Source organism: Noviherbaspirillum sp. (assembly GCF_036563305.1).
In the GTDB taxonomy this organism is placed as follows: Bacteria; Pseudomonadota; Gammaproteobacteria; order Burkholderiales; family Burkholderiaceae_D; genus Noviherbaspirillum.
Genome location: NZ_DATCMQ010000015.1, coordinates 148,358 through 160,950, shown reverse-complemented (window position 1 = coordinate 160,950; position 12,593 = coordinate 148,358). Strand labels below are relative to the sequence as shown.

General features: G+C 63.9%; 12 protein-coding genes and 1 tRNA gene. 10 read left to right on the top strand and 3 right to left on the bottom strand.

All coding sequences use genetic code 11. The features are described from left to right. Window positions 1-29 precede the first annotated feature (29 nt). Window positions 30-105 (top strand) — tRNA-Arg (locus VIM12_RS16075). 303 nt (window positions 106-408) lie between these two features. Further along, window positions 409-1,221: a hypothetical protein gene (locus tag VIM12_RS16070; RefSeq protein ID WP_331942684.1), complete on the top strand. Its 813-nt coding sequence runs from the start codon at window positions 409-411 to the stop codon at window positions 1,219-1,221. Between the two features lie 256 nt (window positions 1,222-1,477). Here the strand turns inward: VIM12_RS16070 and VIM12_RS16065 are convergent, their stop codons facing one another. Next, window positions 1,478-2,371, bottom strand: coding sequence for a hypothetical protein (locus VIM12_RS16065; protein ID WP_331942683.1), 894 nt, complete (start codon window positions 2,369-2,371; stop codon window positions 1,478-1,480). Between the two features lie 73 nt (window positions 2,372-2,444). Continuing rightward, entirely contained in the window at window positions 2,445-3,131 is a 687-nt protein-coding gene (locus VIM12_RS16060) for an OmpA family protein (protein WP_331942682.1), read from the bottom strand. 315 nt (window positions 3,132-3,446) lie between these two features. Here VIM12_RS16060 and VIM12_RS16055 point away from each other — a divergent pair, with 315 nt between their 5' ends. The 8 genes from VIM12_RS16055 to VIM12_RS16020 all read left to right on the top strand — a co-directional run bounded on the left by VIM12_RS16055 (window position 3,447) and on the right by VIM12_RS16020 (window position 10,558). Further along, entirely contained in the window at window positions 3,447-3,977 is a 531-nt protein-coding gene (locus VIM12_RS16055; protein WP_331942681.1) for a hypothetical protein, read from the top strand. Between the two features lie 166 nt (window positions 3,978-4,143). Next, window positions 4,144-4,485, top strand: coding sequence for a hypothetical protein (locus tag VIM12_RS16050; protein ID WP_331942680.1), 342 nt, complete (start codon window positions 4,144-4,146; stop codon window positions 4,483-4,485). A 47-nt stretch (window positions 4,486-4,532) separates the two neighbouring features. Further along, the gene (locus VIM12_RS16045; RefSeq protein WP_331942679.1) at window positions 4,533-6,077 is read left to right on the top strand and encodes a DUF4384 domain-containing protein; all 1,545 of its coding nucleotides are present in this window, start codon (window positions 4,533-4,535) and stop codon (window positions 6,075-6,077) included. Window positions 6,078-6,081: 4 nt separating this feature from the next. Then, window positions 6,082-6,429, top strand: a complete 348-nt coding sequence (locus VIM12_RS16040; RefSeq protein WP_331942678.1) for a hypothetical protein — start codon at window positions 6,082-6,084, stop codon at window positions 6,427-6,429. After that, a complete protein-coding gene (locus VIM12_RS16035; protein ID WP_331942677.1) occupies window positions 6,426-7,115 on the top strand; it encodes a head GIN domain-containing protein in 690 nt (229 codons plus the stop codon). Before VIM12_RS16040 ends, VIM12_RS16035 begins: the two co-directional genes overlap by 4 nt. 14 nt (window positions 7,116-7,129) lie before the next feature. Further along, the gene (locus tag VIM12_RS16030) at window positions 7,130-8,023 is read left to right on the top strand and encodes a hypothetical protein (protein ID WP_331942676.1); all 894 of its coding nucleotides are present in this window, start codon (window positions 7,130-7,132) and stop codon (window positions 8,021-8,023) included. A gap of 88 nt (window positions 8,024-8,111) precedes the next feature. Next, entirely contained in the window at window positions 8,112-9,269 is a 1,158-nt protein-coding gene (locus VIM12_RS16025; RefSeq protein ID WP_331942675.1) for an SH3 domain-containing protein, read from the top strand. Then, complete coding sequence (locus VIM12_RS16020; RefSeq protein WP_331942674.1) at window positions 9,266-10,558, top strand: caspase family protein; 1,293 nt, start codon at window positions 9,266-9,268, stop codon at window positions 10,556-10,558. The genes VIM12_RS16025 and VIM12_RS16020 overlap by 4 nt, the downstream gene beginning before the upstream one ends. Here the strand turns inward: VIM12_RS16020 and VIM12_RS16015 are convergent, their stop codons facing one another. Continuing rightward, window positions 10,559-12,418, bottom strand: a complete 1,860-nt coding sequence (locus VIM12_RS16015) for a putative bifunctional diguanylate cyclase/phosphodiesterase (RefSeq protein ID WP_331942673.1) — start codon at window positions 12,416-12,418, stop codon at window positions 10,559-10,561. It abuts the gene before it with no gap. Window positions 12,419-12,593: the final 175 nt, after the last annotated feature.

The window sequence follows — 12,593 nt, the reverse complement described above, 5'->3', positions numbered from 1 at the left end:
TATTCTTCTGCCTCTTCACCCCCTCCAACGCGGCTGTAGCTCAGTGGATAGAGTATTGGCCTCCGAAGCCAAGGGTCGCTGGTTCGATCCCAGCCAGCCGCGCCATCAGAACAACCGGTCCATGCGAAATTCTTCCGCAGCCCAGGACCTTGGACCGTTCGTCGCATCGCCATGTCGGTCGCAGCACGCACCGGCCAAAAGCGACGATCCCGCTTCCAGGTAACTGAAGAATTCCGACGCTGACAATGGCGATCGGCGCCCGCCGCAGGAGCCGTCGGAGGCACGCAGCACTTGTCGACGGCCCCCGGGCGCGTCAACTGCGCCGCCAAGTCGCGTTTTTCGATACTTCCGTCTTATTGATGGGATGTCGGCACTTTCCTTCTATACCTTTGCCGGAGGAGGTGCACAGTGTTTACTCAACTTACCCGCGTCGAAAAGAAAATCCTGCTCTGCATGGCCGTGTTCCTCGGCATGGCCGCTTTGCTCCCCCCGATCAGCGGGCATCAGCATTACCATCTGTTCGCCGATCAGCGATCCTGGCTCGGCATCCCGCATTTTGCCGATGTGGCTTCCAACCTGATGTTCAGTATTTGCGGTTTGCTGGGCTTGCTGCGGCTCCGGGCAGCGGCGCCGCAGTGGTTGCGCGATCCGATGCTGATGAAGCTTTTCTTCTTCGGCCTCCTGTTGACGGGGCCGGGGTCGGCCTACTATCACTGGGCGCCCGATGAGCAGACCATCGTGTGGGATCGGGCGGCGATGGTGGTGGCGTTCGCGGGTGTCGTGGGGACCTTCGTGGCCCAGCGGGTCACGCAGCGTATCGGCAGGTTGGCGGCGGTGATGGCAGTCGCGATGGGGGCCGCAGGTCTAGGGCAGGGACTTGTGGCAGGCGATCTCTCTATATATATAGCGTTGCAGTTCGGCGGAATGGTGGGACTCGTCGCCGGCATGGCCATGCTGAGAACGCCGGATCCCCTGCCATGGGGGGCGGTGATTGGCTGGTATCTGGTGGCGAAGGTGCTGGAAGCGGCGGACAGGATGGTGTGGGTGCTGACTGCGCAAATGCTGTCGGGCCACACGCTCAAGCATGTGGCGGCGGGCATGGCTGGTGTGATGCTGCTGCAGGCGCTGAAGCAGAAGGACAGGGCGGCGCCGGCGGGATCGGATGCGGCCGCCCCACTTGCCACGGGTCCTCGTCATCATGCCGACACATTCCCTTTCTAATATCGGCGGGCGTCCGTCTCCAAAGGTCTGCATTTGCTCGCTGGACCTTGCTCCAGCGAGCCATTTTTCCCCGGGGGCCCGATCTCTGCAAACGACCTTCGGCGGACACCGGACTGCATCCGGATGCAAAACGACCCCGGGATCGCTTGCAAACGTCGTCAGGCGGACACGAATATTGAACGAGGTGACGCCGGTCACGCGTGACTCCAGTCACGCGCAGCGCCGGTCGAATCCCGAAACACCGTCTCTTTCCCCCTTACTGGCCCGCCGAAGCTTCCATTCGGGGCAGTCCCGCGTCGAATCGCCGGCGCAGATCGGCCAGTTCTTCCTCGGTCAAACCGACCGCGTTTGCACTGAACATTCCGGGGTGCGGCGTATGCATCAGGAAGGCCTGCATCTCGTTGGCGAGCAGTTCCCTGTTGTCGGCGTCGTAGCCGCGCTTGCGCAGAAACTGCGTGAAGCGCTCACGCATTGAATCACTCATCTCCCTGTTCCAGAAGCGCAGCACATGCGCGTGGTAGCTGCCGTCGGTGGAGAAGCGCGCGTGCGCGAGTTCATGCTCGAGGATGGCGGCGCGATGCTCTGCGAGGACGGTGCAGGTTGCGCAGCCGTCGACCGTGGAAGCTTGCGGAACAGTGACGACGATTGCGTCGTTTGCTGCCGCCACATCGCGGCCGTCCGGCTTCAGCAGCTGCATGCGCAAGAGCCAGTCGTGCAGAAATTTTTCATCGGCAGTGAGGCGGTCGCCCTGCTTGCGCACGGCGTTGAAAAAGCGGGCGAGTTCCTCGGTACGGAAGTTGTTCCCGACAGTGAGCGTGTCGAGGCGCAGGCCGCTGCGCACCAGCCACTCTTCCGTCTCGGGAAAACTCATCACCCGGTCGCGCGGCGTGCCGTCGCGTTCAATGTAGAGGATGACGCGGCCGAACATTGCTCCCTGTTCGCGCACGCTCGGAAAATCCAGCACGATGGTCCTGTCATTTCCCCGCAGGAGATACGCAGCAAAACCCGGTGGCCTGCGTGCCTGTATCTCGTCCTTGTCGAGCTGCGGCAGTTGCTGCAATGGCGTGGTCGTGGTGTCGGCCTGCGCAATGCCGGCGCAGGCGAGTAGCAGCAGCAATGCGCTGTGCGAGAAGAGACGTTGGATCGGCACGGGTACTCCGGGTACAAAGAAAAAAGGCTGCGACAAGAAATGCCACAGCCCTGTTGTTTGACGCTGCCTGCGCTTACATGTCGACGATGACGCGGACGCGACGGTTCACTTCATCTTCCGGATTGTTCGGGTTGGCCGGCTCGCTGGATCCCTTGCCGACGGCGCGCAGCTTGCTGCCGGCGATGCCGTGGCGGGAAGCGAGATAGGTGCGTGCCGACTGCGCGCGCTTGAGGGACAGCGCCTGGTTGTATCCCGCGCTGCCTTTTGCGTCGGCATGGCCTTCGAGGATCACGGCGCGTGCGGAGGCGAGCTGCTGCGACTTGAGCGCGGTCGCGAGTTGGTCCAGCACATCCTTGCCATCGTTGGTGAGCTGGTCCGAGTTGAACTGGAACGGGATGTCGAGATCGAGCGCGCGCTGCTGGCTGCGCGCTTGCTGCGCTGGCGCCGAGGCGACCACCTGGCGCGGTGCATTGTCTGCGCTCGCCGCCGTCGTTGCCATCGACGGCGCCGCAGGCGCTGCTGCTGCCGGTGCTGCTTCCTGTGCCGCGGGCGCTTCCTCATTGCCGAGCGAGAGGCCGCGACGACGTACCGCAGGCGCGGCAGGCGCATCCGGATTCGGGGTGAGTGCCTGCAGGATCATGTCGCTGCTCGGCTTGCCGCGCAACGATGTCACTTCCTGTGCTGAGGCTGCGGCAACGATGCCGATGGTGGCGAGAAGAAGGGTAAGAGTCTTGCTGACGGTGATCACGGAAGGGCGCATGGAAGTCCTCGGTTTGATGTAAAACGCGGGTCGAATTAAGGGTGTGTAAGAAATGACGATGCTGCTATCTGTCGAGAAGTGTTACATATTGTTGCAATCACGCTTGTATCTTTCAGTATCTTGTATCCGTATGCCAAGAAGTTTATCATGCGCAAAGTTATCTCGGACGTTGCCACACGGATCTCTCTTTAAGTTTTCAGCAAGCGAGGTTTAAAGAAAAAAAGAATGTGGACGGTTGCAGATAATCGGGACGCTGTGAAAGAGCGTTCATAACAACCAGCGTTTCGCTGTCAACTTTTAATGAGGGAGAAAAGTATGAAAAAACTGATCGCAGTTGCAGTCGCCACCCTGTTCGCAGGTGCTGCTTTCGCACAAACCGGTTCCGAGTCCAAGGTCAGCGCCGACGACCTGAAGCAGAACCAGGCAGGCATGCTGAACAACCAGACCCTGGACCTCGGCAATGCCAAGGGCGGCGGCAAGTCCAACGTCACGGCAAAGGGCATCAGCCAGAACCAGGCAGGCATGCTGAACAACCAGTCCGCCTCCATCGGCAACGCCAAGGACAAGGGCAGCGAGTCGAAGGTCACCGTCGGTGAAATCAAGCAGAACCAGGCTGGCATGCTGAACAACCAGAAGCTGTCGATCGGCGACGCATCGAGCGGCGGCAAGGCCAAGGTCACCATGGGCACCGTCACCCAGAACCAGGCTGGCATGCTGAACAACCAGGAACTGAAGATCGGCGCCGCAGCCAACGGCGGCAAGTCCGACGTCAAGCTGAAGAATGTCAGCCAGAACCAGGCCGGCATGCTGAACAACCAGAAGGCGAACGTCGGTAACGCGGAGTAAGCGTTATTCAAAGACACGGGGCCGACGGCCCCGTGTCAGTTTTAACGTTCCAGTTTCAAGTTACAGCAATAACCTGAATTTCAAGATCGGACTTCAAGTCCGACTTTTTGATTTGTTTGAAGTGCAGTCTGGACTTCCTTTAACAGCGGTTTGCCGGAGCCGTTCAATGAACAAGCACCCCATTCTTGCAGTCGGCCTGTCGGCCGTGCTGCTCATTTCCATTTCCACTTCTTCGCATGCCGCGCCGCCTCCGGTCGTCAACCCGGAACAGATGGACATGGGCGTGGAGATCACTGCCAAGATCGGCAAGGAAAAATCCAAGCGCAACTCCATGCTGCACGCCCAGCAGCAGCCCGGCGGTTCGGGCGGCGGCGGCGGCGACAACTGCGGCACCGTCAACATCAATAGTGACGACAAGAAGAGCAACAGCGGCATCAAGGACATGTTCGGCAAGCAGTCGACGACCATCGTGACCGGCCCTGTGATCAATATGGCGAACTGCAAGTAACGCCTCGCCCCTCGCAACAACCCATAAATAGACGTAGAGAGAACAGCATGCGACGTAAAGCAGCGACACTGGTCTGCGGACTGGCCCTCAGCCTGACCGCCTGTGTGACCACCGAGGATTCCGTCAAGAAGGAAGCCACCACCGCGGCGGCGGCATTGCGCACCGGGCCGGAGGCGCCGCCCCTGCGCAACATCACCGGCTTCACCTCGGCGCTGCGCTGCATGGACAACATGTTCCTGATGTACGGCGTGCGCGACCTTGTCGTCATCAGCGAAGACCTGAGCGACAACACCAAGAAGGTCAGCGCGGGCACGCGCGACATGCTGATCTCCGCCGTCTCCGAAATGACCAAGCGCAGCAAGGCAATCCGTTTGATCGCCTACGGTTCGGATTCGAGCAACCTGATCGGGTTCATGAAGGAAGCGGAGAAGAAGAACCTGTTCCAGCTCACGCCGAAATACGGCATTCGCGGCTCGATCTCGCAGCTGGATGAAAACGTCGCCAAGAAAACCGAGGGCGGCGGCATCTCGATCGGCAACTTCGGCATCGGCAGCGCGTCGACCGCGGCCACCACCATCCTCGGCCTGGACCTGACGATGATGAGCACCGAAGACCTTTCCATCGTATCGGGCGTCACCGCCAGCAACTCGGTCGCCATCATGCGTTCCGGCAGCGGCGTCGAAGGCGAGGCCGGCTACAAGAAGTTCGGCATCAACTACCAGGCCAACCTGTCGCGTTCCGAGGGAACCGCCCAGGCCTTGCGTAACCTGGTCGAGATGTCGGTGGTCGAACTGTTCGGCAAGCTGACCAAGGTGCCGTACTGGGTCTGCCTCGGCGCCAACAGCCAGTCGGAGACCGTGAAGAACGAGATCAGCGACTGGTACTCGGGATTGTACAGCGACGGCGAGATCGTCTCCTACTGGCAGCAGCAGATGCGCATTCGTGGCGTGTACGCCGGGGAAGTCAACGGCGAGAACGACGAGGCGCTGATCAAGGCCATTACTGCCTACCGCGAAGCGATGGGCCTGGAGAAGAGTGCCGTGGTCGATCTCAAGTTCTTCTCCGCCTACCTGGACGCCAACCACTACGACGTCGCGCCCAAGGCGCGTGCCAAGCTGGCCGCCCTGAGCCAGGGCGCGCCGGCCACGCCGACCGCCGACAATTCGCCGATCAGCATGCTGGTGGATTCGCTCAAGGGCGGCAACCAGTTCCGGCGCGGCGAAAAGCTGGCGGTGAAGGTGCTGCCGAGCCGTGACGCCTACGTGTATTGCTTCATGCAGGACGAGACCGGCAAGATCGCGCGCTTCTTCCCGAACCGCTTCGCCAAGGACGCGCTCGTCAGTGCGCGCAAGGGCGTGACCCTGCCGAACGGCAAGGAGTTCAGCATCAACGCCAACAGCAAGGGCCTGCAGGAACACATCATGTGCTTCGGTTCCAACAAGGACCTGTACGCAGACGTGATCCCGACCATCGGCGGCGGCGACATCGATGTCCCGGTCCAGGTCAAGTCCCTGGCGCAGCTGCGTACCGTGTTCGAGAAGGCTGGCGGCCCGGCGCTCGGCGTCGGCTCCTTCACCCTGAATGTACGGTGAAGCCATGAAGAAAAGTGCAATCATCGCCGTCGCGCTCGCCAGCGCGACCATCCTCCCGGCCGCCGCCCAGGCGGAGCTCTCCGTGGCCAAGCCCGGGGTTGCGCTGGTGCCGCCCGCGGCCAACATGGGCGCGGTCGCGCCTTCCGAGCAGGCCTCGACCGCGCGCGACCCGCGCAAGGCAAGCGGCCAGACCCTGCGCTGCTGGCAGAACGGGCGCCTGCTGTATGAAGGCAGCGGCTTCCGGTCCGATCAGGACCGCGGCCCGAATGCGGTGGCGGTACAGCGCAACGACGGCGATTCGGTCGTCGTCTTCGACCAGAAAGACTCGATATGCATCCTGTCGAAAAAATGAACGCAAGGCGGCGCGTACTCGTGGCCGCGGTCATGCTGGCGCTCGCCGGGCCGGTCCTTCCCGCCTTTGCCGACAGCGCGAGCTACGGCGCCGAAGGCGTGACCCGGGTCCGCTTCAAGCTGCCGGGGGAACTGACCATTCGCCAGGGCACGCAGGAGAAGCTGGTGGTGGACGCGGAGGCCAAGGTGCTGCAGCAGCTGGACATCAGCGTCAAGGGCGATCAGCTGGTCATCGGCGCGAAGGGCAACTTCAAGACCGACAAGGGGCTGAAGCTGACGCTCACGCTGAAGGCCTTGCGCAGCCTGGTCAGCGAAGGCAGCGGCGGCAGCAGCATCGACGGTTTCGGCGGCAATGCGATCGAGGTCGAGGCCAACGGCAGCGGCGACATCCGGCTGAGGAACGTGAAGCCGGCGCAACTGTCGCTGGCCATCAAGGGATCCGGCAATGTCAGCGCGGCGGGAAGCGGCAACAGCCTCGACGCCCGCATCGACGGCAGCGGCAATATCGATGCCGCGGACTTCGAGGCGCGCTCGGTGCAGGCGAAGATCGGCGGTTCCGGAGAGATCCGGGTGCATGCGGAGCAGCGCCTTGACGCCGCAATCAGCGGCGCGGGCAATATCGAATACAAGGGCAAGGCAAAGGTGACGCAGTCGATAACCGGCGCCGGTAGTGTCGATCGACTATGAACTCAGAGGTGAAAATGAAAACAAGCATCCTTGCAAGGCGCATCGCCGGCGTGATCGCCGTCCTGGCCGCCGCCCCCGCCATGTCCCAGGTCACTGCAAGCAATATCAACCAGGGCCAGGCCGGCATGCTCAACAACCAGACCATGGACCTCGGCAATTCCACAGGCAAGGGCAATGCCAAGGTCAGTGTCGGCAGCGTCAACCAGGGCCAGGCCGGCATGCTGAATACCCAGAAGATGGCGGTCGGCAATGCCAAGAACGGCTCGAAGAGCGATGTCGCGGTCGGCACCGTGCAGCAGGGCCAGGCCGGCATGCTGCAGCGGCAGAGCCTCGAGATCGGCAATGCGGACGGCAACGGGTCCAAGAGCAATGTGAAGGCGGGCGCGGTACTGCAAGGCCAGGCCGGCATGCTGAACAACCAGGAGCTGCAGATCGGTAACGCCAGCGGCGGCGGCAAGTCCAACGTCGCGGTCGGCGCGGTGGTGCAGGGCCAGGCGGGCATGCTGAACAACCAGCAGGCGAAGATCGGCAATGCCAGCGGCGGCGGCAAGTCCAACGTCGCGGTTGGCGCGGTCGCGCAGGGCCAGGCCGGCATGCTGCAGAACCAGCAGCTGGAGATCGGCAATGCGTCCGGCAAGGGCGTCTCGAACGTCGCGGTCGGCGCGGTGGTGCAGGGCCAGGCCGGCATGCTGAACAACCAGCAGGCGAAGATCGGCAATTCCACCGGCGGCGTTTCCAACGTCGCGGTCGGCGCCATCGTGCAGGGGCAGGCGGGCATGCTGAACCACCAGTCGGTCAGCGTCGGCAATTCCAGCGGTGGCGGTGCGACCACCGTGGTGACCGGCGCCATCGTGCAGGGCCAGGGCGGCATGCTCGGTGCGCAGGCGGTCAACATCGGCAACAAATAAGAATAGGCGGGCGCCCAGGCGACCCGCCGGCGCCGCCGGCCACCACCGGCGGCAACGACTCAAGAAACAGCAACATCCGGAGAACAACATGCAGCGGCCCTCCCGCGCGCAATGGTGCAAGCGCATCACCGCGTCCCTCGTCCTCGTCACCTACGCCGCCGGCTGTACCCACATGCCGAGCGGCGAAAAGGCCTTCAACAGCTTCGATTCCTGCTTCGCCTCCAATCTTGGCCTGGCCGCGATCGGCGGCATCGGTGTCGGGGTGCTGAGCGCCAAGCTGACGCGCGGCGCGGGCAGTTCCACCTCTGCCGCCATCGGCGCGACTGCCGGCATCGCGACCGCCACCATGATTGCCATGACGGCGTGGCGGAAGTGCGCGGCGGTATACAACACCTCCGAACCGGTCGCCAAGGCGGCGACCGCGCAGCAGCCGCTGCCGGCCAACCGTCAGCGCCAGCTCAATCTCGACCGGCTGGAAGTGCGGGTCGAGGGCAGCGAGAACGACCCGCCGATTCCGGAGTTCGACTTCACCTACTATGCGGACGACGCCGCGGCGAAGGACATCAAGGCACGCTTCCGCCACAAGGTCGAGATCGTGCGTTTCACCCCGGATGCCAACGACAAGCTGGTGCTGGCCGACGCCAAGGGCGAGCCGATGCGTGACGGGTCGGGCAATACCATTCCGCTGGAAATGGCAAACAAGATGCCGCGCGACCGGCTGCAGTGGGTGACGATCGCGGAAGAGGGCAAGGATGACTACGTCGAGGACGTCGTGATCCAGCAGGGCGCCCGCACCAGCTATCGCCACAAGCTGCAGATCCCGCCGCGCGACCAGATGCCGCTGCCGCTGCCGGTGCCGATGCGCTATACGCTGACGGTGGAAGCCGACCGCCTCAGCTCGAAGCGCACCGTCGACTTCGCACTGCTGCCCGCGAGCGAGCGTCCGAAACGCTTCACCGCGGCTGCCGCGATGAACGCCGGCGCTGCTGCGGGCAGTGCTACCCGGTCGCTCGCCCCGAACGCCTCCGGGACAGCCACCCATGCCACGAAACGCAAGGCGACGCTGTACAGCAGCAGCGGCGCCGGGCGCAAGGTGGCCGGCTCCCTGCCGAAGGGGGCGAAGGTGAATGTCGAAGAGCGTGCGGAAGTGTCGCAGAAGGGCAAGCCGGTCAGCTGGGTCAAGGTGGTGTCGGAAACCGGGAAGGGCGGCTGGCTGGCGGAAAGCGAGCTGGTCGAGAACAAATGAAGATGCTATCGACCGCCGGCGTGCGGCTTGCCCTGGTCGCCGCGCTCTTCCTGCCCGCGCTGCCGGCCCTGGCGCAGCGCGCCGAACCCATCGACCGCGTCAGCCAGCAGGAACTGGCCGAGATCCGCGATGCCTTCCAGGGCATCGGCCTGCGGCAGGCGGATGTTGCGCTGGCCGAAGATGGACGGATCATGCTGACGGGTGAATACGAAAACCGGGACGAGGTGGAGACCGCGTTCGCCGCCGCCCGCGCCGTGGTCGGCCTGAGCCGGGTGGCGCCGACCACGCCGACGGCCATCCGTTATCGCCTGAAAGGCTTCAGTGGCGCGTTCTCGTCGACCGTGGCCAAGATGATGCAGAAGCCCGCGTCGGCGCAACCCGCGCCTGCCGCCGCCATCCCGGCGGTCGCGATGCCGGTCGCCGCAGCGCTGCAGTCGCCGGCACGCGGGGCGCGCACGCTCGCCCTGGTGGTCGGCGCCAGCACCTACAAGTACCTGCCCCCCGAGCACGGGCTGGAAGGTGCGGACAAGGACGCGACCGATATCTACAAGTTCATGACCTCGCCGGAGGGTGGAAAGATTCCGCCGGAAGCAGTGAAGCTGCTCCGCCACGACCAGGCCACCTCGGTCGCGGTGAAGGCGGCGATGCGCGAGATCATGGAGCAGACCCAGCAGGGTGACACCGTCGTGCTGTTCGTCGCCGCCCACGGACTGCCGAACGCCATGAACAAGTTCGACATCGTGTTGTACGACACCGAGTTCCCGCGGCAGAAGGTGAATGCCAAGGGCCAGTCCTTCGAGTTCGTGATCACGAACCGCAAGACCGCGCTCAGTGATGACGACCTGCAGGGCTTCGTAGCCCAGCTCACCGCCAAGAACGTGCGGTCGGTGGTGCTGCTCGACACCTGCTACAGCGGCAAGACCTTCGTCGCGATCCCCGGCTACCTGCCGTCGCGCACGCGCTCCCTCAAGCAGCACAAGAAGGAAGTCGAGTACGCCGCCAGCCCGTCGCAGGAAGCCATCACCGACCTGGCCCAAAAGGCGCGCGACGCCAAGACCTCACGTATCGTGATCGTGTCGGCGTCGGAAAACGAGGAGTCGCTGGAATCGCCCGAGCTCGGCGGCGGGGCATTCACCCAGACCTATATCCGCTCGCTGCGCGACGCCCGCGACTTCGCCAACGCCTTCGACCAGACCAAGCCGTCGGTCATCCGCATTGCCCGCACGCTGGGGCATTCGCAAACGCCGCGCATGCTGGTCGTGCCGGAAGTCGCGGACACCAGGATGTAGTCAGCCCGCCGTGGACGCCTGCGCCGCCTGCCGCGCCAGCAGCGCGGCGAACTCCACCGGCGGCATCGGCATCCCGTAGTAGTAGCCTTGCGCCAGACCGCAACCGCTGGCGCGCAGGAAGGCCGCCTGCCCGGGCGTCTCCACCCCTTCCGCTATCACCGTCAGGCGCAGGCCGCGGGCCATGGCGATCACCGTGCCGGCAATCGCCCGGTCGTTCTCGTCATGCTCGATGCCGCGCACGAACGAGCGGTCGATCTTGAGCTCGCCGATGGGAAAACGCTTGAGGTACGACAGGCTGGAGTAGCCGGTGCCGAAATCGTCGAGCGACAGCCGCACGCCGCTGGCAGTCAGACGGTGCAGGATCGCCATGTTGTCCTCGCTCGGCTGCATCAGCAGGCTTTCGGTGATCTCCAGCACCAGTGCCGAGGGCGGAATGCCGGCTTCGGCGATGACAGACGCCACGGTGGCGGCGAAGGCCGGTTGCAGAACCTGCCGCGCCGACAGGTTGACGGCAATCGACAGGTCGCGGTGGCCGGCGTCGTGCCAGCGCCGCAGCTGTCCGCAGGCCTCCCGCAACACCCATTCGCCAATGCGCAGGATCATGCCGTTTTCCTCGGCGACGGGAATGAAATCGAGCGGCGATACCATGCCCCGCTGCGGCTGCTGCCAGCGCAGCAGTGCTTCCGCCGAGACCACCCGGCCGCTGCCGAGGTCGACCTGCGGCTGGTAGTGCAGCCGGAATTCGTTGCGCGGCAAGGCTTGGTGCAGCTGGCTTTCGATGGTCAGGCGCTGCTGCACCGCTTCATTGAGCTCCGGGGTGAAGAAACTGAAGCTGTTGCGACCGTGTCCCTTGGCGTGATACATCGCGGTGTCCGACGCCTGCAGCAAGATTTCCGCATTCGAGCCGTCATCGGGGTAGACGCTGATGCCGATGCTGCCGGTGACATGCAGCTCGTGTCCTTCGACGATCATCGGCGAATCGAGCGAGGCCAGTACCTTCTGCGCCACCACGGTGGCCCCGCTGCTGTCGTCCAGCGCCCCCAGGCACATCACGAACTCGTCACCGCCGAGCCGCGCCACCGTGTCGCCGCGGCGCACGCACTTGTGCAGCCGGGCCGCGACGATCTGCAGCAGGCGGTCGCCCACCAGGTGTCCGAGCGAATCGTTGATGTGCTTGAAGTTGTCGAGGTCGATGAACAGGATTGCGGCCCGCTTGCGCTCGCGGCGCGCGTGCGAGATGGCCTGCGTGACCCGGTCCTGCAGCAGGGCGCGGTTCGGCAGCCCGGTAAGCAGGTCGTGCAGGGCCATGTGGCGCATCCGCTTCTCGGTCTCCATCAGCCGCCGGTGCGCCTCCTCCAGCTGGAGGTTGGTCTCCTGCAGCTCGCTGTTGCTTTGCCTGAGTTCGGCGGTGCGCTCTTCGATCAGGTACTCCAGCTTGTCCCGGTACAGGCGCAGTTCGTCCTCGGTGCGCTTGCGCTCGGTGATGTCGCGCACGACGGTGACGAGAAAGCGTTCGTCGTGAATGCGGGCCACGCTGGCCGACAGCTCCACGTCGCAGATCATGCCCGCCCGATTGCGCAGGCGCGTCGGGAACAGGTGCAATTGCCCTTGCCGCGCCAGTGCCGTGATCATGCGTTCCCGCTCCGCGGCGTCGGGCCAGATGCCGAGCTCGAACGCGCTGCGGCCGAGGACTTCCTCCCGGCGGTAGCCGGTAAAACGCTCGAAGCCCGGATTCACGTCGACGTAGACGCTGTCCCGCAGCCTGCTGATGGACACGAACTCGGGTGAAGAGAAGAACACCCTCCTGTATGTCTCCAGCTCGACGTGTTCCACAGGTGTCGCTGTCGGGGTGCTCCTCATGCGGCGTGTCTCCATTCCTTGGTCCGCCCCTCGCGTGGGGTGCGTTTGTTTATTTTGGGAACCGTGTGCGAGCATACCCTTTTTCTGAATCGAATTGGTTGCCGCCAGAAGCCGCGGACCCGCCGCTTCACATTCGTTGCCGCATCGCCTATGCTGCGCATAGCCGTTTTTTCAG